The 21,839-nt window shown below is 57.4% G+C and carries 23 protein-coding genes; 3 read left to right on the forward strand and 20 right to left on the reverse strand.

The window, feature by feature from the left end; all coding sequences use genetic code 11:
* Nucleotides 1-8 precede the first annotated feature (8 nt).
* The 5 genes from QMF38_RS01720 to rpsU all read right to left on the reverse strand — a co-directional run bounded on the left by QMF38_RS01720 (nucleotide 9) and on the right by rpsU (nucleotide 3,346).
* Complete coding sequence (locus tag QMF38_RS01720; protein ID WP_058094826.1) at nucleotides 9-980, reverse strand: PhoH family protein; 972 nt, start codon at nucleotides 978-980, stop codon at nucleotides 9-11.
* Nucleotides 981-1,000: 20 nt separating this feature from the next.
* Nucleotides 1,001-2,221, reverse strand: a complete 1,221-nt coding sequence (locus QMF38_RS01725; protein ID WP_058094825.1) for a sporulation protein YqfD — start codon at nucleotides 2,219-2,221, stop codon at nucleotides 1,001-1,003.
* Nucleotides 2,218-2,619 (reverse strand): YabP/YqfC family sporulation protein, encoded by a 402-nt coding sequence (locus tag QMF38_RS01730; protein WP_281758489.1) that lies wholly within the window; start codon nucleotides 2,617-2,619, stop codon nucleotides 2,218-2,220. Before QMF38_RS01730 ends, QMF38_RS01725 begins: the two co-directional genes overlap by 4 nt.
* Nucleotides 2,620-2,695: 76 nt before the next feature.
* The gene (locus QMF38_RS01735) at nucleotides 2,696-3,139 is read right to left on the reverse strand and encodes a GatB/YqeY domain-containing protein (protein WP_058094823.1); all 444 of its coding nucleotides are present in this window, start codon (nucleotides 3,137-3,139) and stop codon (nucleotides 2,696-2,698) included.
* A gap of 27 nt (nucleotides 3,140-3,166) precedes the next feature.
* Nucleotides 3,167-3,346 carry a 30S ribosomal protein S21 gene (gene rpsU, locus QMF38_RS01740; RefSeq protein ID WP_040288309.1) on the reverse strand — a complete coding sequence of 60 codons (180 nt, stop codon included), beginning with the start codon at nucleotides 3,344-3,346 and terminating at the stop codon, nucleotides 3,167-3,169.
* A 127-nt stretch (nucleotides 3,347-3,473) separates the two neighbouring features.
* On the opposite strand from rpsU, the gene QMF38_RS01745 reads away from it, so the two are divergent.
* Nucleotides 3,474-4,400, forward strand: a complete 927-nt coding sequence (locus QMF38_RS01745) for a Na/Pi cotransporter family protein (protein ID WP_058094822.1) — start codon at nucleotides 3,474-3,476, stop codon at nucleotides 4,398-4,400.
* A 2-nt stretch (nucleotides 4,401-4,402) separates the two neighbouring features.
* Here QMF38_RS01745 and deoC read toward each other — a convergent pair whose 3' ends face one another.
* From deoC to QMF38_RS01805, 12 genes are all read right to left on the reverse strand, one after another.
* Nucleotides 4,403-5,680 carry a deoxyribose-phosphate aldolase gene (gene deoC / locus QMF38_RS01750; RefSeq protein ID WP_058094821.1) on the reverse strand — a complete coding sequence of 426 codons (1,278 nt, stop codon included), beginning with the start codon at nucleotides 5,678-5,680 and terminating at the stop codon, nucleotides 4,403-4,405.
* A complete protein-coding gene (mtaB, locus tag QMF38_RS01755; RefSeq protein ID WP_058094820.1) occupies nucleotides 5,677-7,104 on the reverse strand; it encodes a tRNA (N(6)-L-threonylcarbamoyladenosine(37)-C(2))-methylthiotransferase MtaB in 1,428 nt (475 codons plus the stop codon). Before mtaB ends, deoC begins: the two co-directional genes overlap by 4 nt.
* 4 nt (nucleotides 7,105-7,108) lie before the next feature.
* The gene (locus QMF38_RS01760) at nucleotides 7,109-7,855 is read right to left on the reverse strand and encodes an RsmE family RNA methyltransferase (protein ID WP_058094819.1); all 747 of its coding nucleotides are present in this window, start codon (nucleotides 7,853-7,855) and stop codon (nucleotides 7,109-7,111) included.
* A complete protein-coding gene (gene prmA, locus QMF38_RS01765; RefSeq protein ID WP_058094818.1) occupies nucleotides 7,855-8,805 on the reverse strand; it encodes a 50S ribosomal protein L11 methyltransferase in 951 nt (316 codons plus the stop codon). Before prmA ends, QMF38_RS01760 begins: the two co-directional genes overlap by 1 nt.
* An 11-nt stretch (nucleotides 8,806-8,816) precedes the next feature.
* Nucleotides 8,817-9,959 carry a molecular chaperone DnaJ gene (gene dnaJ, locus QMF38_RS01770; RefSeq protein WP_006445539.1) on the reverse strand — a complete coding sequence of 381 codons (1,143 nt, stop codon included), beginning with the start codon at nucleotides 9,957-9,959 and terminating at the stop codon, nucleotides 8,817-8,819.
* Between the two features lie 119 nt (nucleotides 9,960-10,078).
* The gene (gene dnaK / locus QMF38_RS01775) at nucleotides 10,079-11,926 is read right to left on the reverse strand and encodes a molecular chaperone DnaK (RefSeq protein WP_058094817.1); all 1,848 of its coding nucleotides are present in this window, start codon (nucleotides 11,924-11,926) and stop codon (nucleotides 10,079-10,081) included.
* Between the two features lie 55 nt (nucleotides 11,927-11,981).
* A complete protein-coding gene (grpE, locus tag QMF38_RS01780) occupies nucleotides 11,982-12,602 on the reverse strand; it encodes a nucleotide exchange factor GrpE (RefSeq protein WP_058094816.1) in 621 nt (206 codons plus the stop codon).
* A 30-nt stretch (nucleotides 12,603-12,632) separates the two neighbouring features.
* Entirely contained in the window at nucleotides 12,633-13,667 is a 1,035-nt protein-coding gene (gene hrcA / locus QMF38_RS01785) for a heat-inducible transcriptional repressor HrcA (protein WP_058094815.1), read from the reverse strand.
* 81 nt (nucleotides 13,668-13,748) lie between these two features.
* Nucleotides 13,749-14,927: a radical SAM family heme chaperone HemW gene (gene hemW, locus QMF38_RS01790; protein WP_058094814.1), complete on the reverse strand. Its 1,179-nt coding sequence runs from the start codon at nucleotides 14,925-14,927 to the stop codon at nucleotides 13,749-13,751.
* A gap of 5 nt (nucleotides 14,928-14,932) precedes the next feature.
* Nucleotides 14,933-16,741, reverse strand: coding sequence for a translation elongation factor 4 (gene lepA, locus QMF38_RS01795; RefSeq protein WP_058094813.1), 1,809 nt, complete (start codon nucleotides 16,739-16,741; stop codon nucleotides 14,933-14,935).
* A gap of 183 nt (nucleotides 16,742-16,924) precedes the next feature.
* On the reverse strand, nucleotides 16,925-17,575 hold the full coding sequence (locus QMF38_RS01800) for a cation diffusion facilitator family transporter (RefSeq protein WP_058094812.1): 651 nt from the start codon (nucleotides 17,573-17,575) through the stop codon (nucleotides 16,925-16,927).
* Between the two features lie 19 nt (nucleotides 17,576-17,594).
* On the reverse strand, nucleotides 17,595-18,026 hold the full coding sequence (locus tag QMF38_RS01805; RefSeq protein WP_058094811.1) for a hypothetical protein: 432 nt from the start codon (nucleotides 18,024-18,026) through the stop codon (nucleotides 17,595-17,597).
* Nucleotides 18,027-18,223: 197 nt separating this feature from the next.
* Between QMF38_RS01805 and QMF38_RS01810 the strand changes: the two genes are divergently transcribed.
* Nucleotides 18,224-18,961 carry a lytic transglycosylase domain-containing protein gene (locus QMF38_RS01810; protein ID WP_058094810.1) on the forward strand — a complete coding sequence of 246 codons (738 nt, stop codon included), beginning with the start codon at nucleotides 18,224-18,226 and terminating at the stop codon, nucleotides 18,959-18,961.
* Nucleotides 18,962-19,015: 54 nt separating this feature from the next.
* On the opposite strand, the gene gpr is transcribed toward QMF38_RS01810, so the two are convergent.
* On the reverse strand, nucleotides 19,016-20,056 hold the full coding sequence (gpr, locus tag QMF38_RS01815) for a GPR endopeptidase (protein ID WP_083496109.1): 1,041 nt from the start codon (nucleotides 20,054-20,056) through the stop codon (nucleotides 19,016-19,018).
* 96 nt (nucleotides 20,057-20,152) lie between these two features.
* Here gpr and rpsT point away from each other — a divergent pair, with 96 nt between their 5' ends.
* Nucleotides 20,153-20,425 (forward strand): 30S ribosomal protein S20, encoded by a 273-nt coding sequence (rpsT, locus tag QMF38_RS01820; RefSeq protein ID WP_040288297.1) that lies wholly within the window; start codon nucleotides 20,153-20,155, stop codon nucleotides 20,423-20,425.
* Nucleotides 20,426-20,455: 30 nt separating this feature from the next.
* Here rpsT and QMF38_RS01825 read toward each other — a convergent pair whose 3' ends face one another.
* On the reverse strand, nucleotides 20,456-20,761 hold the full coding sequence (locus tag QMF38_RS01825; RefSeq protein ID WP_058094809.1) for a small, acid-soluble spore protein, alpha/beta type: 306 nt from the start codon (nucleotides 20,759-20,761) through the stop codon (nucleotides 20,456-20,458).
* 18 nt (nucleotides 20,762-20,779) lie between these two features.
* Nucleotides 20,780-21,799 (reverse strand): DNA polymerase III subunit delta, encoded by a 1,020-nt coding sequence (gene holA, locus QMF38_RS01830; protein ID WP_058094808.1) that lies wholly within the window; start codon nucleotides 21,797-21,799, stop codon nucleotides 20,780-20,782.
* Nucleotides 21,800-21,839: the final 40 nt, after the last annotated feature.

The following is a 21,839-nucleotide window of genomic DNA, read 5'->3' on the forward strand; positions in this document are numbered from 1 at the left end:
ACGGCGGCTCAGCTGTTCGCGCTCTGCTCCGCGGCGTACGCATCGATAATCTTTTGTACAAGATGATGGCGTACGACATCGCTTGCCGAAAATGTGTGAAATGCAATTCCAGAAATACCCGTAAGTGCTTTTTGTGCATGCAGTAACCCCGACTGCTTGCCAACAGGCAAATCGACCTGTGTGACGTCTCCTGTAATCACCATCTTTGAATGAAAGCCCAGGCGCGTCAAGAACATCTTCATTTGCTCGACGGTCGTGTTCTGCGCCTCATCGAGAATGACATAGCTATCCTCCAACGTGCGTCCACGCATATAGGCGAGCGGGGCAATCTCGATGTTACCTCGTTCCAGCGCACGCTGTACTTGCTCCAGTCCATAAATATCGTACAGGGCATCATAAAGCGGACGCAGGTACGGGTCGACCTTCTCCTGCAAATCACCAGGCAAAAAGCCTAGTTTTTCGCCCGCTTCGACAGCCGGACGCGTGAGGACAATACGCTTGACTTCGCCGCGTTTCAGTGCCATCACAGCCATAGCCACCGCCAGATAGGTCTTGCCCGTCCCTGCGGGACCTACGCCAAAGACAATATCGTTTTTCTGGATGGCGTCGACATAGCGGCGTTGGCCCAGGGTTTTGACGCGGATGGCTTTACCTTTAAACGTGACGCCAATCTCCGTCGTATACACATCGACGACACTGTCCAACTCATCCGCATTTGCCATTTGAATGATGTATCGATAATCTGCCTCACCCAACTGCATACCGTGGCGCACGAGTGTCGTCACCGTACTGCAAATCGCCTGCAAACGCGCCACTTCATCGTCTGCACCTGCAAACGCAACCTCCGTGCCCCGCGCGATGACCTTCGCCGAGGACGTCTGACTGAGCAAGTGGATGAGCAAGTCGTTTGGCCCGAGAACTTTCACTGCCTCTTCATTTGTCGCAAATACCCATTTTTTCGTCGCTGTCTGCTCGGTCAACCGTCAACCAACCCCCGTCTTCAGCCTTGCGTTTGCGATGTGCTATTGCTCGATTCCGGCGCTGGTGCAGGTATGGGCGCCGGCGCACCAATATCCTGTTCGACTCGTGTCAATATGGTCTCGTATAGAGTACCACGCTCGACTCGTTCGTGTAAAACAGACTGCCCTAGGACGCGGCTATCTCCACCAGCTTGTGTCGCCACGTCGCGCTGTGCCGCGACAAGAGCCGTCTCCTTAGCCGCAGCCACCGACTGGATGATGGCGGATGGAGACGCCTCATAAAGCGTGGCGCGCTGCCACTGAACAGGCAGTACAAATTGCCCAATGTGCCAGTCTGTTCCCTCATCACGCTCGTAGACTGCCGCAAACTGCGGCTCCTTAAAGCCCCATACACGCAACCGCCAGGAGCCCAAGTACAGATAATCGCGGGTAGCCGTTTCCCCTGTCAACCCCTGTTGGATCATCGTGAGCGGAATCGTGACATTCGATGTATACCAAACTTCACCCAGCACTTTCCCCGACGCTGGCACATTGGGTTCGCCTTCGGCCAGAACGCCCGAAATCAGTACTTGGCCTGGGCGAACAAATTGGTTGGGCTTAACCATGGGGCGTCCACGCGTAGCCTGCACGTTGAGGATGACGGCCGGACGAGCCGCGACGATGTTGTGCGGTTGTTCAGCAGCCGCCCGCGCACCTTCAATCTTGGGAATCGCGCGGATGGTCGTGACAGACCCGGTTGTTTGAACGCCGATCCAGACAAAGTTGTTTGCGTGCTTGAGCATCTCTTCAGCAAGGACAGCCGGGTCTGCGAGGCGCGATCGCCATTGACCGACATACAGGCCGGCGTCATGTGCGGCGGCTCGTAGTTCAGCCACGCCGTCCTCATCCGTGGCCCCTTGGATGTCGATCCGCCAGATGACCGACGACATGGCGTACATCGCACAGACGAACGCTACGGCGCCGATTGCGAAAGCCTTGCGACGCCATAGCCGACGGCGCCAGAAAGGTGCACCATGGCGCGCCTCAATGCGAAATTTGACACGATGCTGTCGGCACACTTGATAAACCATTGGAAACGCACGCAGGCTCACCGTAACGACGGCATAATCTCGCCGTACCCGTACGTTGCGCAACGTGATGCCGCGCCGCTGTAGGGCCGCGATACAAGCGCTTAAATCCCTGCCGCGCAGCGCGAGCGTCAACGAGCCGTACCAGACCAACTGAATCGGCGTCTCGCTCATGAGCCAAGGCCCCCTTGCGACTGATACTCAATTTGCACAACGCGTCCCGTCACGTGAATCTCGTGCTCCGTGACTAACGTCACTTCAAAGTCATGACCGCGCACCCACAGCGTTTGTCCACCGAGATCGACCGCGATAGACGAATCGCCAACCTCGATCAGTCCATCGGCCCCCTCGACGATCACCTGCGATCCGCCGATGCATGTGACGCGCGGCACGTCCAGCAGCGCGTCGGCAGGCAGATTGAGCACTTCACTGGCGCGCTTGCGAATCCGCGTCTTCCATCCTGGCATGGCCAACTCCTCCCCTTGCATGACTATGCTCGTCTCGGGGCGGCTAATACCTGGATCTGCGACCTTTTGCAAGCGAATGATGCCAACGAAAAAACGACCGCTCAAACGGCAGAGACCTGCCATTTAAGCGATCGTTTGAATGAATTTCATTGTCGTGCAGGCAAACAGCCTATGCATCCGATCACGATAGCAAGCGCTGAACGACCTGCTGTACAAGCCGACCATCGGCGCGGCCTCGCACCAACGGCATCAGTTCGGCCATCACTTTGCCCATATCGGACTTCGACGATGCGCCAACGCGCTCGACGACCTCTGACGCCAATGCGCGCAACTCATCTTCGGTGAAAGGCTCCGGCAGATACGATTCGAGGATAGCTATCTCCTCTTCCGCCGTCTCAGCCAAATCCGTTCGATTCGCATCCTGGAACGCCTGGAGGGAATCTTTGCGCTGTTTAACCTCCTTCTGAATGACGCCGATGACGTCATCTTCGGAGAGCGGATGCCCGAGTTCGATTTCCCGGTTTTTCACCGCGGACTTGACCATACGAATGACGGAAAGCCGCACCTTTTGCTTCTCTTTCATGGCCTGCTTCAAATCGTCATTGAGACGATCAAGTAACCCCATGGAACGTCCTCCTGGCCATCCGAATGATCAATAGCTACGGCGCTTTTTGCGAGCAGCCTCGGCCTTTTTCTTGCGTGCGACGCTCGGCTTCTCGTAGTGTGCGCGCTTGCGCGCCTCGGCCAAGACGCCGTCGCGAGCCGTCGCCTTCTTGAAGCGGCGCAGGGCGCTGTCGAGCGACTCGTTCTTGCGCAGACGAATTTCAGACATCGAATTCCCTCCCTCCAGCGATGCATCAGACAGTCGTAATTATAGTACAGCGAAAAAAAGCTCGTCAAACGAAAGCATGGCCCCATCCGTGTATGCATACGGTTGTCCTAGAACAGGAGAGATTGCCATGTGGACTCACGCGATTGCGACGATACTCTCCATCGTCGCCTTTCTCGGCGGACTACGCGTCATGCGCAGTGGTCTGACAGGCCTGGCGGAAGGCACCTTGACAAAATGGCTACAGCGGCTCGTCGCAACGCCCTCGCGCGGCATCCTCACAGGTGCCTTCGCGACGGCGATACTGCAGAGCAGCGCGGCCTTGACCGCGATTGCCGTCGGCCTCGTCGCCGCCGGCAGCATCACGTTTCCAAGCGGCCTCGCCGTCGTCCTTGGCGCCAACGTCGGATCGACGATTACACCGCAACTGTTGAATCTCAACCTTTGGGGCATCGTCCTGCCTGCGCTGATCGCCGGCATCATCCTGGTATACACGCGCAAACCGAAGCTGGGACGCTTGGGTGAAGGCCTCGTTGGCTTTGCTTGCATCTTTATTTCGCTACAGGCTTTAAAGACATCCCTAGAACCGCTTGCCGCGAGCAATTGGTTTCATGTGGCACTCCTGCATGCGGGTGCCCGGCCGCTTCTCGCGCTCGCCATTGGCTGTGGCCTTAGCGCCATCGTCCAGTCGTCGACGGCAACCACGCTCATCGCTATGGCCCTGGCCGCAGACGGTTTGATTTCCGTCGTCGGCGGCATCGCGATCGCGCTTGGCGCCAATGTAGGTACATGCCTGACGTCCGTCATCGCCGCCATCGGCACCATCCGCCCAGCCCAGCAGGTCGCCTTGGCCCACGTGCTGCTCAACGTGTTGGGCGTCGTGGCTTTTGTTCCGTTACTGCAACCATTCGCGCACGTGATGGCCATGACCGCGGAAGATCCAGCACAGCAAATCGCCAATGCAAACACGGCGTTCAACCTTTTGTGCACGCTCATCGTGTGGCCGTTTACTCGCCAATTCGCAAGCCTGGTGGAACGCCTGCTACCGGCCCACTGAGGCTAGGGCAACAGTTTAGCAGCAGCCGACGTCCCAAGCCGATCCGCGCCATAGCGCAACAACTGCACGGCCGCCTCGGGGGTGCGAATGCCTGCGGAAGCCTTCACACCAGCCCGCCCGGCAACCGCCATCGCCATCGCGGCGACATCCGCGATGCGCGCGCCCCCTGTGTGAAACCCTGTCGATGTCTTAACGAAGTCCGCTCCCGCCGCCGCGGCGACCAGGGCGCCCTTGATGACGCCATCGATGGCGAGTGCGCTCGTCTCCAGAATCACCTTGACAACAGGCGGGTCTGCGAACTGATGGGCGGTATCGACCACAGCGCGGACCGCTAGATACCAACTCGCGAGATCGCCCTCGCAAAGCGCGCCAACAGGCCCCACCATATCGATCTCGACAGCGCCGGACGCCACGGCATCTGCCACTTCAAAGCGCAAAGCACCTGGGGTCGACGCGCCATGGGGAAATCCAATGACCGTGCACACGCGCACCGGTTCCGCGCCAAGAAAACGCCTTGCCAAGGCCACATGGCGCGGCGATACACAGACGGTCGGCCACTTCTTGCGGATCGCTTCCGCGCAAAGATTTTGAATGTCGATTTCGCTGGCCTCCGGGCGCAACAATGTGCTTTCGATGGCCGCTTGCACCGCTTCGGCACTGGGCTTTGGGCGAGGAAGGGAGACGTCTTTGGCCGGAAACCACGGCACTTGGGGCAACGTCTGTAGCACTTCCGCGCGGCAGGCGGCGACCAGCTTGTTTAGCGCAGCGCGCGCGGCGACAAATGCCTGATCGACGTCTGCCACAGGTGCGGCGAGCGACAGCTGGCGAAACTTCTCTTCAAAACCGCCGTCGAGCCAATCCAAGATCGCCTCCGCTTTGGCAAAGGCGAAAGCCCAATTCGGGTATCCGCGTTCCTCATGACGCGCTTTTGCCTCATCCCACGGCAAAAAGTAAGCCGCGTTGACTTCCTCGACCTGGTGCACCGGCGACGCATCGCCCTCCGCTTGAAGGAGGTAAAGCCGCACCTGCTTGCGCACCGGATCGCCATTGCGCTCAATCCGATATTCGATCCGCCCGATGTCGCCGACAATGCGCGCCCGCACGCCAGTCTCTTCCAAGATTTCGCGAACCGCCGCCTCTTCCCACGTCTCACCTGGCTCCAAGTGGCCTTTCGGAAATGCGACTTGGCCGTACGCGTCGTCGATCAACAACACTTCGCGACCTTGCCTTCCCTGGCGCACAACCAGCCCGCCTGCAGCTCGTTCGACCCGCTCGCTCACGATGTCAACCTCCCGCCTGTGCTCACCGCGACGTCATGCTCGTCCTGATCGGAAAACGTCAGTTGTTCGACAAAATGCCCTAATTGCACCCCATTGCCCGTCTCAACAATGCGTACACGCATCCGTTCGCCGACGAGCGCTTCGAGGGGCATCCCCTCGGGGACACGAAATGCCACGCGCAAGTAATTTCCGGCATAACCGACAAGCATCCGCTTTTGCTCCGGGTGTGCCGCAAACGCGCGCCGCGTCTCGTCATCCGCCGAGATGACCGGCGACTCGGCGATGACGTCGAGATGGCGTCCGACAAATTGACGTGCATAGTCCGCTTCCAGGCGCTGCGAAAGTTGAATCATGCGTGTCACGCGAAGGTGTTTCACGTCTTCTGCAACTTGATCCTTAAATTTGGCCGCAGCCGTACCACGCCGCTGTGAATACGGAAAGACGTGAAGCTGCGAGAAGCGCTGCTTTGCAACAAACGCGTAAGTGTTCTCGAAGTCGGCGTCCGTCTCACCCGGAAAACCGACGATCACGTCGCTCGTGATCGCAAGATCAGGGAGGGCCTTGCGCAACTGCTTCAACTTTTCCGCATATTCGGCAACGGTATAGTGGCGATGCATGCGCCGCAATACTTCATCGCTGCCGGCCTGCAGAGGAATATGCAAGTGGTTGACGACTTTTTGTGAACGGCCGAGCACCTCGATTAAATGGTCGTCGATCTCGCTTGCCTCAATCGAACTGATCCGGATGCGAAACGGCAACTCGATTCGTTCCAAGTCCGCAAGCAAATGCGCCAATCGATAATCTTCAAAGTCTGCGCCATAGCCGCCTGTATGAATGCCCGTCAAGACGATTTCCCGATAGCCAGCTTGAGCCAATTTGGTTGCCTGCGCCAGGACATTTTCCGGCTTGCGGCTGCGAATCAAACCACGTGCACGCGGAATGATGCAAAACGTGCAAAAGTTGTTGCAACCATCCTGGATTTTCAGGTTCGCACGCGAACGCTCTTCGAAATACGGGACGTCCAATTCCTCAAATGCGTCCGCCTTCATGATATTGCCGACGCTTTGGTAGGGATGCTGTTCTTTTTGCACGCGCTCGACGTGATCGACAATCTTGGACTTCTGGTCGTTGCCAATGACCAAGTCGACGCCGGCGATGCGAGCCACTTCATCGGGTGCCACCTGCGCGTAGCAACCCGTGACGACGACCACAGCATCGGGATTCGTACGGACCGCACGGCGAATCATCTGGCGGCTTTTTTTGTCGCCGGTGTGCGTCACTGTGCACGTGTTGACGACGTACACATCCGCCTTTTCCTCAAAAGGCACCTGCTCGTAGCCGCGGTGCTTAAAAACCTGCCAAATGCCTTCCGTATCGTAAAAGTTCACTTTGCATCCGAGCGTATGAAACGCGACCGTTGGCACCTTATCAACCTCCCATGTCGCCAAAATGCATCAAGGCTGCTGCAAGTGCGGCCATCCCCGCCGTTTCTGTGCGCAAAATGCGCGGCCCAAGCGTCACCGCACAGGCCCCCGGCAGACTGTGCAACGCGTCCCTTTCGGCGTCGGCCCAACCGCCCTCCGGCCCAATCAGAATCGCCCGCACAAAAGCACCCGGCGCCTCCTGCAACGCAGAGCGAAAACCTCGGGTGCGCTCCGACTCGTCGAGCACAAGGGAATGCGTCACTCCCTTGCTTTCGAGCAAGCGAGCGAGATCGGGCAACGTCTTGGCGTACACCACGTCAGGTACGCGATCGCGCTGTGCTTGCATCGCCGCCTCGCGAACGATCTTGCGCCAGCGCTCCAACTTCGCCTCCACCTTGCCCTCAATGCGGGCAACTGAACGCTCTGCCTGGTAAACAACAAAAGAGATGGCGCCGATCTCCGTGCACTTCTGGAGGATCGACTCCATCTTGTCTCCCTTGGCCATGCCTTGCACGACGACGAAACCTGCGGCAGGCTCGGAAGTAGGATAGCGTTCGCGCAAGCAAACGGCGACAGCCGACTGCTCCACGGCGACGATTTCCCCAAGCCATGGCCCGTCGTCCAAGGCAATGACCAGCTGCTCCCCGGGACGCACGCGCAAAACGCGGGCGAAATGGCGGCCGTCTTCGCCGCCGATGGCAACCGTCCGCCCCGGCTCACCGATTCCCTCGACAAATGCGCGCGGCAACATTACAACTTCACCGCCAAGAGCGCCACCCAATCGTCGCGCTGATATCGCTTTTCGACGGTAAAGCCAGACCTTTGCAGGGCTGCTTCGACCGCCGGCGCCTGTGTGTCGATATAGCCAGACGTCAAAAAGCGCCCGCCGGCCGGCATACGTGAAGCGACCTGTGGCACGAGTAAAATCACGATGTCGCGCAGAATGTTCGCGATCGCGATATCAAACTGCACACCCTCCGCAAAGCCCGCGAGCAAGTTGCCTTCCGCCACTTGGATGCGATCCGCCAATTCGTTCCGGGCGACGTTTTCGTGCGCCGCCCGCACTGCCACCGGATCGATGTCGATGGCCGTGACACGTTGTGCGCCAAGCCGCGCCGCGGCGATGGCGAGCACGCCTGTCCCGGTGCCGACATCGAGTACCCTCGCCTCTGGGGTGACGATCTCCGCCAATGCGGCAGCGCACATTTGTGTGGTCTGGTGGGCACCCGTGCCAAAGGCCATACCCGGCTCAATGACGATCCGCTCGCGGCGAGCGAGATCGCCTGTCAATTGATCGACATGCCAGATCGGCACAATGACGAGCGAATCGCCCACCGGAATGGGCGCGTAATGCTCTTTCCACGCGTTAAGCCAGACGCTGTCGTCGATTGCGTCGATCCGAATGTCGATGGGCCCGTCGCCCACGTGCACGCCTGCGGCGGCAACGCGGTCGATGACGCCCTGAATGCGGTCGCGCAGCGAGGCCGGATCGTATTCCTCGGGGAAATAGACCGCAACCGCGACGTCGGGCGTCGGTACAATCATCTCGTCAAACCACTCGCCGTACTCGGGATGGGGCTGCTCGAATTCGCCGATACCCTCCAGTTGAACTCCCTGAACGTCCGGAAACTCCTGTAGCAACGCCGCAATCGCGTCAGAAGCCTCGTGCGCCACCCGAAACTGCACATGCCACCAGTGCATGCCACGCCTCCTCACGCGTTTCCGAGAAACGCGTCTTTCATCCGTTCCATAAATGATCTCGCTTGTTCATGCGTTTGCACGCCGAGCTCTTTGCCCAACTCACGGAACAAGTCCTTTTGCCGCTCGGTCAAATTCGTGGGCGTCATGACTTGCACGCGAACGTGTTGATCGCCACGCGCGACCGGTGAACCCAGCTTGGGAATCCCTTTGCCGCGCAATCGGAACGAGGTCCCAGACTGTGTACCCTCGGGAATCCGCAGTTTGACAGAGCCGTCGAGCGTCGGCACGTCGATCTCGTCGCCGAGCGCGGCCTGCACAAACGACAGAGGAACGTCGAGATAGATATTGGTGCCTTCGCGTTCAAACAGTTCGTGCGGACGCACGTGCATCACGATAAACAAGTCGCCGGGTTGCCCGCCATTGGGGCTCGACTCACCGGCACCCGGCATTCGCAGACGCGTACCATTGTCTACCCCGGGTGGCACCTTGACCTGAACCGTACGGCGCACGCGCCGCCGGCCTTGCCCGCGACAATCTGGACATGGATCGTCAATCATCTGGCCGCGGCCGTGACAGGCCTGACACACCCTGCGATTCACCATCCGACCAAACGGCGTGTTCGTAACCGTCTGTTGTTCGCCCGTGCCGTGGCAGACCGAGCACGTCTTGGGATGCGTGCCTGGGCGTGCTCCGCTGCCGCCACAGGTCGAACACGTCTCTGTACGGGGAATTTGAATCTCTTTCTCCGCGCCAAACGCGGCCTCCTCAAACTCGATTTCCAAGTCGTATTCGAGGTCCTGTCCGCGCTGCGGCCCGCGTGGCCGTCCGCCCGCGCCGCCGAAAAACATATCGAAAATGTCCCCAAACCCGCCGAAGTCGAAATCGCCAAAGCCTGCACCCGGCCCACCCGCGCCGCCGCCAAAGCCCTGCGTGGGATCTTGATGGCCGAATTGATCATAGCGAGCGCGCTTCGCGGAATCAGAGAGGACGTCGTACGCTTCCGCGATCTCCGCAAACTTTTGCTGGGCGTTTGGATCGTCCTTATTGACATCTGGGTGGTATTGCCGCGCCAGCTTTCGATACGCCTTTTTGATTTCATCTTGCGTGGCGGACCGGCTGACACCGAGAACTTCATAATAATCTCGCTTGCTCACCGGTATCCCTCCAAAGCAGAGTTCCTTTGTTCATCTTACAACGACGGCAGGGCGTCGTCACCCTGCCATCAGACACATATATCAACGATAGCCGCACACCGTCAAGCTGTGTGATCGATTCACTTCTGGTCTTTATCGACTTCTGTGAAGTCGGCGTCGACGACGTTGTCAGATGCGTTCTGGGCCCCCGCGTCGGCGTGTGTTCCCGTCGTTTCCCCACTTTGCGCCGACTGTGCAGCCTGTTCGTAAAGCTTAGTCGAGAGCTTGTGCAAAACGTCGGTCAGCGCTTGCGATTTCTGCTTGATGGCCTCTGCGTCCGTCCCCTCAAGCGCCGCGCGCAACTCCTTCTGCTTTTCCTCCGCCTCGCCCTTAAGAGCCGCATCCGCCTTGTCGCCAAGGTCTTTCAACGCCTTGTCCGTTTGGTAGAGCAATTGGTCCGCTTGGTTGCGAATCTCGACCTGCTCACGGCGCTTTTTATCTTCTTCCGCATGCATTTGCGCTTCTTTCATCATGCGGTCGACTTCTTCCTTGGACAGGCCACTGGACGCGGTGATGGTAATCCGCTGCGACTTGCCTGTGCCTAAGTCTTTTGCCGAAACGTTGACGATACCGTTGGCGTCGATGTCGAACGTGACTTCGATCTGCGGCACGCCGCGCGGTGCTGGTGGAATGTCGCTGAGCGTAAAGCGACCCAATGTCTTGTTATCCGCAGCCATTTCGCGCTCGCCTTGCAATACGTGAATTTCCACGGACGTTTGGTTGTCTGCAGCCGTCGAGAAAATCTGGCTCTTCGACGTCGGGATCGTCGTATTGCGATCAATCAAGCGCGTGAACACGCCACCCATCGTCTCAATGCCGAGGGACAGCGGCGTGACGTCGAGCAAGACGATGTCTTTGACTTCGCCCGTCAAGACGCCTGCCTGAATCGCAGCACCCACTGCGACAACCTCGTCCGGGTTGACGCCTTTCGACGGTTCCTTGCCAATTAACTTTTTGATAGCCTCTTGTACGGCTGGAATGCGGGTCGATCCGCCGACCAAAATGACCTTGTCGATGTCGTTCGCCGTCAGTCCAGCGTCGGACAGCGCTTGGCGAGTGGGCCCGAGGGTCGCTTCGATCAAATCTGCCGAGAGCTCTTCGAACTTCGCACGCGTCAGATTGACTTCGAGGTGTTTCGGCCCCGTTGCGTCAGCCGAGATAAACGGCAATGAGATAGTGGTCGTCAAGGTCGACGACAATTCCTTCTTCGCTTTTTCTGCCGCATCCTTGAGACGCTGCATCGCCATTTTGTCGTGGCTGAGATCAATCCCAGTATCCTTGCGGAATGTGTCAATCAGATATTGCATAATCCGGTTGTCGAAGTCATCGCCACCCAGATGGTTGTTGCCGCTGGTCGCCTTGACTTCGAACACACCATCGCCCAGTTCCAAAATGGAGACGTCAAACGTCCCACCGCCGAGGTCGAAGACGAGAATCGTCTGATCGTCTTCCTTGTCGACGCCGTAGGCAAGCGCCGCAGCTGTCGGCTCGTTGACGATGCGCAGCACTTCCAGTCCGGCAATGCGGCCTGCATCCTTCGTCGCTTGGCGCTGGCTGTCGCTGAAGTACGCCGGAACGGTGATCACGGCCTGGCTGACCGTCTCACCGAGATACGCCTCCGCATCCGCCTTCAACTTTTGCAAGATCATCGCCGAAATTTCCGGCGGCGTGTACGATTTGTCATCGATCTGCACTTTATGACTCGTACCCATGTGGCGCTTGATCGAAATAATGGTTCGATCCGGATTCGTGATCGCTTGGCGCTTTGCAACGTCACCGACCAGCCGCTCGCCATCGCGGCTAAAAGCGACGACTGACGGCGTCGTACGGTTGCCTTCTGCATTCGGAATGACGACCGGTTCGCCGCCTTCCATCACCGCTACACAAGAGTTTGTTGTACCCAGGTCGATGCCAATGACTTTTGCCATCGGTTATCCTCCTCCATCGTGTCACACAGACGTTGTTTCAAAAGGTCAAGTAAGCTTAGACGCTGACCTTGACCATCGCCGGTCGCAGCACTTTGCCGTGAATCGTATAGCCCTTTTGTAAGACCTGCAATACGACGCCCGGCTCTGTACCTTCCGCCGACTCCTGCATAACCGCCTCGTGCAAAGCGGGATCAAACGTGGCGCCTTCCGCCGCCATCGCTTCAACGCCATATTGCCCGAGCAATTGTTGCAACTGCCGGTGGACCATTTCAATACCCGTTTTCAGTTGCGGCTCGTCCACCTGGTCGAGGGCCGCCATCGCGCGATCAAAATTATCGATAACCGGCAGCAAGTCGCCAAGCAGTTTTTTCGTCGCAAACTGGGTCAATTCTTCGCGCTCCTGGCGCGTACGCCGACGAAAATTGTCAAAGTCCGCGCGCGTACGCAACAATTGCTGGGTCAGTTCCTCAATCTGCGCATCCCTCGGGTCGCGCGCGGTCTCGGGTACACCGTCCTCGTCAAAGGAAATATCCTCGCGAGCGAGTTCCGCAGCGTCAACATCGTGTTCAGCCGCGGCGAAGTCCGCCTGTTGCTCTTCGTTTACAGTCGCTTGGGCGTCGTCCACCATCGGCTCTGCATCTGATTGCTTCGTCGAGTCTTCCGTCACCTGGAACATCCTTTCTTCGAGTATCGCGCCGATGTAGCATCAATTGCCTGTGCTCCAGCGCGTCAAAAACTCGGTCAACGCCGCCGACGTATATTGAAGGATTTGCATGATGCGGTTGTAGTCCATACGCGTGGGCCCCAACACACCAATATGGCCCACGGGATGCCCGTACAAACTGTAGGTCGTCGTCATAACGGTGCAGTCTTGCAATGCGCCAACGCTGTTTTCCGCGCCGATACGCACCGTGAGTCCGCGTTCGTCCTTCGGGAACCAAGACGTAACGGTACCGCCTTGTTCCAATAGGCTGAGAATGGACTGCGCCTTTTCGACGTCGTGAAATTCTGGTTGGCTAAGGACGTTCGCCGCGCCGCCGATGTACACCGTCTCTTCGCGGTCCGTCACCTGACAGACTTCGCTCAACACCGCCAACGCATCTTCGAAACGCTCAACCGTCCGCGACAGTTCTTCAGCCAACTCCGCGTATAGGTTGCTGCGCAACTTCGAAATGGGCACACCGACCAGTTTATCGTTCAAAACGTTGACGATAGCCTCTACGTCATCGACGCGAATATCCTCCGAAAAATGGACGTGTGCGTTTTCCACATGACCTGTATCGGTCACGAGAATGGCGACTGCCCGCCCGGAGCCGATGGGAATCAGCTCAATCTTACGCACCTTTTCGGTATACATATTGGGTCCAAGGACAATCGACGTCTGCCTGGTCAGCGAAGATAGCATCGTCGATACTTCGCGCACAACCTGCTCCACTTCGTCGATCCGCTTCGTGAAAAAATCTTTCAGGAAGGCGCCAGCGCTGCGGTCGACGTGACCCTGCCGCAACAGGTTATCGACGTAGAACCGATAGCCTTTCTGAGACGGAATACGCCCCGACGAAGTGTGAGGCTGCGTCAGGTAACCCATCTCCTCCAAATCCGCCATTTCATTTCGAATCGTCGCTGGGCTGAACTGAATTTCTTCGTGTTTGGCGAGCGCCCGCGAGCCGACAGGTTCGGCCATCCGCACATAGTCCTCGATCACTGCAGACAAAATCAACTGTTGGCGGGGCGTCAACATCATTCTCGCCTCCTTGTTAGCACTCCAACTCCGCGAGTGCTAAACTACTCTCCTTGACAATAGCAACGCCAGCGCCCATTGTCAATCGACTGTAACGGCGCCGATGCACTTCGCGAAGATGGCATTGGCAACGGGCCAATAACCAGCGGGAATACGATACCCACCTTCCACTTCAACCACCAGACCCTGCGCGAGCAGCCCGCGCCACACATCCCCGAAAGCCTCTTCGATAGACAAGCCGAAGCGCCCCTGAAAGCGGGGGGCTGACACGCCTTCGGCCAAGCGAAGTCCGAGCATGACCTGATCTTCCATGCGTTCAGCGATTGAGATGGCTGTCTCCTCGGCGTAAGGACGCCGCCCCAGCGCGATCGCGTCAAGATAATCGCGGATTTTGCGCAAATTTTCGTGGCGGACGCCGCCAACATAGCCATGTGCCCCTGCCCCCGCCGCAAGATAAGGCTGGTTGCGCCAGTATACGAGGTTGTGGCGTGCTTCTGCCCCCGGCTTCGCGAAGTTGCTAATCTCATAGTGGCAAAAACCATTTTGTGTGAGGGTGTCGCGGACGAGATCATACATGTCCGCCTCCTCGTCCTCGCCGGGCAGCGGAAGTTGGCCAAGCTCCTGCCACTTGGCAAACGGCGTGCCGGGCTCCACTTTGAGCCAGTAAGCGGAAACGTGATCGATAGGCAAAGCCAATACGCGCAAGAGACTGTCTTCGACGTCTTCGATGGTCTGTTCTGGCAAGCCGAACATCAAATCGATGTTGATATGGCGAAAGCCCGCTTCAAACGCTGCATCGACGGCGGCAGAAATGGCGTCGCTATCGTGCGCGCGACCGATGGCCATGAGCAGGTGATCGCGAAATGTCTGAGCACCAAAGGAGATGCGATTGACCCCATATTCGCGCAACACGCGCAACTTCTCTGGCGTAATGGAGTCTGGGTTGGCCTCGAAGGTCACTTCCGCTTCCTCGTCCAACGAAAAATGCGCATGCAGCGATTGCAGCATGCGCGCCAGCAACGGGTCCGCCAAGAGCGTGGGCGTACCGCCGCCAAAAAATACGGTTCGCAAAGGAGGTACACCTTCCTGCGCAATCATCTCCCACTCCCGTGCGAGGCCGTCGACATAGTCTTCCATCACGCGTTCCGGCGCCACATACGTATTGAAATCGCAGTAAAAACATCGGCTCTTGCAAAACGGAATGTGCACGTACAAAGACCTAGGCCAAGCTCCTGCCTCCCGATCAAACCAATCGGCCATGTCGATCACTCCATTTTTAAGACGGCCATAAACGCTTCCTGCGGCACCTCGACACTGCCGACCTGTTTCATTCTCTTTTTGCCCTCTTTCTGCTTTTCCAGTAGCTTGCGCTTACGCGAAATGTCGCCGCCATAGCATTTGGCCAAGACGTTTTTGCGCATAGCGCGAATCGTCTCGCGGGCGATCACGCGATTTCCGATGGCCGCCTGAATGGGCACTTCGAACATCTGGCGCGGGATGAGTTCCTTCAGTTTTTCGCACAACACCCGCCCACGGTCGTACGCCTTGTCGCGATGCACGATAAAGGACAGGGCATCGACCACTTCACCATTAAGCAAGATGTCCATCTTCACAAGCTTGGACTCGCGATAGCCGACCAACTCGTAGTCGAACGACGCGTAGCCTTTGGTTGAAGATTTGAGCCGATCAAAGAAGTCGTAAACAATTTCCGAAAGCGGCAGATCGTACACAATCGTCGTCCGCGTCTCGTCGAGGTATTGCATGTCGTGGAATTGTCCGCGTTTTTCTTGGCAGAGCTCCATGACGCTACCGACATAGTCCTTTGGCACAAAAATCGATGCCCGAACGTACGGTTCCTCAATCCGCTCGATCCGATCCGGATTCGGCATTTCGCTTGGATTGTCGACCGTCTGCATGGTGCCATCCGTCCGATACACGTGATAGACGACGCTGGGCGCTGTCGTGATCAAGGTCAGCCCGTACTCGCGTTCGAGCCGCTCTTGTACGATTTCCATGTGCAACATGCCGAGAAAGCCACAGCGAAAGCCGAATCCCAAGGCGCTGGACGTCTCCGGCTCATAACTCAGTGCCGCGTCGTTCAGTTCGAGCTTTTCCAACGCCTCGCGCAGATCCTGATAATCAGCGGAATCGACCGGGTACAGTCCACAAAACACCATCGGGTTCGTCTTGCGATACCCAGGCAACGGCTCTGGAGTCGGATGTTCGGCATCCGTAACCGTATCGCCGACGCGTGTATCGCGCACATTCTTGATACTCGCCGCCAAATACCCGACATCGCCGGCTGAAAGTTCGTCCACAGGCGTCATGCGCGGCCGAAAGACACCGACCTCATCTACTTCGAATTCTTTGCCCGTCGCCATCATGCGCACGCGCATACCTTTCTTCACGGTGCCGTTAAAGACGCGCAGATAAACAATCACGCCGCGATACGCGTCGTAGTGCGAATCGAAGATAAGGGCCTGCAAAGGCGCATGCGGATCGCCTTGAGGTGCCGGAATTTTGGCCACGACCTGCTCGAGAATGTCCTCGATGCCGATGCCCGCTTTGGCGGAAGCCAAAACCGCCTCGCTCGCATCCAGGCCAATCACATCTTCAATTTCTGTGCGCACGCGCTCCGGTTCAGCACTGGGCAGGTCAATCTTATTGATGACCGGAAGAATTTCGAGATCGTTATCCAAAGCCAGGTAGACGTTTGCCAAGGTCTGCGCCTCAATTCCTTGCGCCGCATCGACCACAAGCAGCGCACCTTCACACGCGGCAAGCGATCTTGAAACCTCGTACGTGAAATCGACGTGTCCTGGCGTGTCAATTAAATTTAATTCGTATTCATTGCCGTCCTTCGCGCGATACGCCAGTCGCACCGCCTGCAACTTGATGGTGATGCCGCGTTCGCGCTCAAGATCCATCTGATCAAGTAACTGGTCCTGCATCTCCCGCTCGCTGACTGCCCCAGTTAGCTGCAGGATCCGATCCGCCAGCGTCGACTTGCCGTGATCAATGTGTGCGATGATTGAAAAGTTGCGAATGCGCGATTGCCGATCCGCCGTAGACACCGTTCATCCTCCTCTCTGACGGAACCATGAAGCCGCCAGAGCTGCCTTAAAATCTATCCCATTTGCAAAAAGCGTGGTCTGCGTAAACAGGCGCACGTTCCGTTTTCGACACAAATAAACCGCGCCTAATGCGCGGCTTGCCCTAGATTATAGCACTCGCGTGAGGTGCCCGCCACATTGGGATCAGTGGTTGTGGTGCGTGTGTGTATGTCCCTCTCCCGAGGTGAACGACGCGAAAGCCTCAAAGCCCTCGTGTAGCACGAAGTAAAGAATGCCTGTCGCCGCCAAAGCGTCCACCCACCACCAATGGAACACGTCGTTTAATGCTAAGCCGACGAGCAGCGTCCACGACATGTAGGCACATGTAAACGAACACATCGCATCCCCAATCAGCGATGGACTTCCGATCTCGCGCCCATATCGCAATTTTTGCACGGCCAGCCAAGGCGTTATGACGCTGCTTGCGGCTGCAACGGCCAATCCTAGGATCGACAGTTCGGGGCCTTCGCGCAGGCGCAGGGCCTGTCCTGACTTCACCGCAATATAACCGGCGAGCACAAACAGACATGCGGCAATAAAGCCGCTCGTCCAGCGCTCGACGGGGTGCTTGGCGTTCATCGGCACACCCGACTGGATTTCGATAAACAGGCGCGCAACCAGCAACATGCCACTCACCAGTTCCACCGCACTATCGACGCTGAATGCAGATAGCGATAGGCTCCCTACGCGATAGGCCGCAATCGCTGAAAGAATCGATTCAGTCATAATCCATCCGACCGATAACAGCTCGAGCTCAAGAGCACCCCGAAGGCGCTTTTCACGCATCGACTCCATGACGTCCTCCACACCTAGCTCAGTTTGTATTTAGGAACAACGTATTGAGCACACCTTTGAGCATCGAGCCAAAGACATGTGTAATCCGCTCGCCGACGTATACGCCACCGGTATCCATGGCCGCCGCCAAGGCGCTGTTCGAGGCGTCTTGCGGATCGGGTGAAGTCGTGCTCGATCCCGTCGTCACAGGATTACTATCACTTGGGAAATTGTTGTATTCTAACACAGGCGGCTGATATGTCGTCACGCCTTCAGGTGCAAAAGCGCTACTCGTCGTCGCAGGAACCTGCGTGACAGGTGCGACGGACACCGTGCTTGTACCGAGATGGGACATAACTGTCGAAACAATGGTAAATACGGTTCCGCTCGCACCGAGCAAGATGGATACAAAAATGACGACTGCGGCAATTTGCTTTAGCTTTCTTTGCGCGTGCTGCCATGAAAAGTTCATCTGCGCATGCTTCCTTTCGTTCTCGCTTCTATCTCCAGCCTATGCCCAAACGAAAAGAATTATCACCATCCACAAAAAATCAGTAGACCGGTAGGTTTGCGAGCAGGAAACCACACCGCAAGAACGAATTGGTCGAAGAGAGACTTCAAGATTAGGGTTGGGCGACCAACCTGCGACACCAGTGAGGGAATTTTCAGATGGACAATACGATTTCGCAGAGCAGTGCGCTCGCACCACTTAACGGGACCTACGCGCAGACGAACAACAATACGGCGCAGGTCACCAGCGCTGCACAGGCGTTCGCGCTGTTGCTTGAGGCCGAGTGGGCGCTCATGTCTGGCGAAGAAGACATGCCCGATGTAGATGCCAGTGGAAACGGGGATACCATCGTCGGGGCTGATGATACAAGCTTCCCGATAGACAGCAGTGGCCTGTTGGCGGCGCTGCCAAACTACGCCGGGGCGCTCATCGGCAATTTGGACACGACCTTGCCGGATCAACTGGCTCAAGGCTCCAACGTTCTGCCGACCACGGCCACAGGCTCCAACGACAATCTCGCATCGCTCGTCGAACAGGCCGCCAATCGCTATGATGTGCCTGCGTCGCTTGTACGGGCCGTGATCGCACAGGAATCCGGCGGCAACGCAAATGCCGTCTCGGATGCCGGTGCCATCGGGCTCATGCAGTTGATGCCGACGACGGCCGCCGCGCTCGGCGTCCAAAATCCTTATGACCCTGCGCAGAACATCGATGGAGGCACCCGCTATCTCGCGCAACTGATGCAGGAATTTGGGGGCAGCGTACCGCTGGCGCTCGCCGCCTATAACGCAGGGCCAAACGCCGTGAAGGCATATGGTGGTATTCCACCGTATCCAGAGACTCAGCAATATGTACAAAGCATTCTCGCAAAAAGCGGCATGATGCAGTCCACCTAACCGTCTAAAAGCCAACGACCATGGCCGCCCGGGTCAAACGGGCGGCCTAACGTTTTAATGCGTGACGAGATCCGCATCTTCAAATGTCATCGCAGGATGAAGCGCAACGTTCAAGCCCTTGGCGACGATATAGGCCACATTGTCCATAAAATCATCCACTTCTTTAGGTGTGACGACCAAATTATTTTCTATAGGTTCAAGCACTTCTTTCACCAAATGCCACTTCTCCATTGACGATAATTGATCAAACAGCGCCGTCGCTGCATTGCCTGGCACTTGTTCGCGCAGTTGGTTGAGCACGAGCTCTATGGCGTCGCCGGCAATGGTCGCCGCCTCGACGACCGTAGGCACGCCAATGGCAATCACGGGGACGCCAAGCGATTCCTTGTCAAGTGCGCGACGGTTGTTGCCCACGCCGGCACCAGGCTGAATGCCTGCGTCAGACAGCTGAATCGTCGCGTTCACGCGAGAGAGGGAGCGCGATGCCAAAGCGTCAACCGCAATCACGGCGTCAGGCCGCACGCGCTCGACGATGCCGCGCACGATTTCACTCGTCTCAATTCCTGTTAAGCCAAGGACGCCCGGTGAAACGGCCGCGATGGAACGATAGCCCTTGCCGTCGCCTAGCACATGAGGCATGTATTCGAACAGGTGGCGCGTCACAAATAGCTTGTTGACCACCATCGGACCCAGGGCATCGGCCGTCACATGCTCGTTGCCCAACCCAATCACCAAAATGGTACTTGACGGAGGGAGGTCAAGCAGATGCTTGAGTTCGTCCGCCAATACCCTGGTCACTCGCTCCTGTAAATCGAGATCGCGGTGACGCAAGCCTGGGACATCGAGCGTGATGTATGTTCCCTTGCGCTTGCCAAGGCGCCGCTGTGCCGCTTGCGTCCGTACACGCACGCGCGTGACGACTATGCCCTCGTGTTCTTCGCGCGATTCCTCGACGCCATGAACAGTTCCTTGCCGCGAAGCGAGTTCGTGCGCTTCCATCGCCAGGTCGGTGCGCGGACTTCTGTGCGTAACCGACATGTGGCATTCTTTAAGCGGCACTCGCCGCCAGCGCTTACATCCGATCCGCTGCTCCATCGACTTACCTCCCATCTGTTGCGACAATGACCAGTCTGTGTTACACTCTCTGTCGTCTGCATGATGACGGCTCTGTGCACTGGAGGTGAACCATCGATGCCGAACATCAAATCCGCGAAAAAACGGGTTTTGGTTGCTAAGCGCCAAACGCTTCGCAATACATCCTTGAAGTCCGCTCTACGCACGAGCATCCGCAAGTTTGAATCGGCCTATGCGACGCAAGACGTCGAACAGGCGCAGGAGACTTTGCGTGCTGCCATTCGCGCTTTGGACAAGGCGGTTACCAAAGGCATATTGCACAAAAACGCCGCTGCGCGTAAAAAGTCGCGCTTGACCAAGCGTCTGAACGCTTTGGCCAACAACGGCTGATCAAACAAAATAAGGCCTCATGGCCGGCAATCAGCGACTCGGTGGAGTCGCTTTTTGTGTTTGTAGAAGCCTTTCCACATGCCCATTGGCCAGTTCCTGGCGAGCCAATGCCACCAGCTTCGCAACCATCGGGCCGCCCAAATGCCCGCCAACCGCCCCCGCCTGTTCCGCGGTCAGCGCGCCATTGTCGCCACCCTCCTGGTAAGGAACGTGCAATTTGTCGGCGACCAGTTTTGCGGCCGAAGGTTTTTCCGGCACCGTGTACGGTACGACATGTAGTTGCCCATCCTTTCCAATCGTACGAACCGCAGGGCCGTCGTTCCTGTTCTGTTCCATACACGCACCCCCTTTGCGTTACTGTACCCGGGGTGAACTTCTTGTACTCGCCGCCAAAGCAGCCTCCATGAGGATGGTTTCCAAGGCCTGCTGTGGGTCTCTCCGCCCGCGCTTAACATCGTATTCGCTGTCAGCGATCCGCCGCGTCAACATTTCCAAATCCCGCAGTGCAAAACGCTGCGCTTGTTTGGCCGCCACCCGCATCGCAAACGGATGCACACTTGCCCGTTTCGCAAGTTGATCCAACGTCTCCCGACCGTCGCCGTGGGATTTCGCAAGCCCCATCATGCGAATCTGCCTCGCCAAAAGCGCCATCAGCGCCAGCGGATCATAGCCTTGCCGGGCCAGTCCCTGCAGATTCGTCAGTGCAGTAGCAATTTGCCCTTGGGCAACGCAATCAATCCAGTCAAAGACACTGTCCTCCACACTTCTCGCCACAAGCTGTTCGACATCCGCGCGTTCAATGCGCCTGTCCAAAGCGTATACGGACAACTTCTCCAGCTCGTTCAGGCAATGCGTCATGCTGCCCACGCGCCGCCAAAGTTCCTGTATCGCTTCTTCCGTGATATCCACACCGCGTTCTTTTGCAAAGCGCTTGAGATGGCGCAAAGCCTCCGGCTCTTTTGGTGTCGTACATTGCACCACGACATGTCGCTTTGCTGCCTTTGTTATGCGTTTACGTTCGTCGAGCTTATCTGCGACCGTTGAGAGCACCAGTACGCGTCCAGGTGCGGGGTTTTCAAAGTACGCTTCGAGCGCATCTGCATCAGATCCAGATTTACCTTGACTGGTCAGTGCAACACAATTGCGCACATGCACCAAAGCCTTTTCGGCAAAAAATGACAAGGTATCCAGTTCTAATCGCGCCTGTTCAAAACCATCCTCTTCGTAGTCAAATCTGGAAATGCTCGTGAACCCACCGATACGCGTAGCGCGATCGCAAAACAGGTCCACAAGGCCAATCTCGCTACCGTATAGCACGTAGACGGAAGCTAAGCGGTTTGCCTCCAACTCATCTATCGCTTGAAAAACATCCAAAAGCAAAACGCCTCCCCGGCACCAGTATACAACCTGACCC

The sequence above is a fragment of the Alicyclobacillus hesperidum subsp. aegles genome, assembly GCF_027923525.1.
Taxonomy (GTDB): Bacteria; Bacillota; Bacilli; order Alicyclobacillales; family Alicyclobacillaceae; genus Alicyclobacillus; species Alicyclobacillus aegles.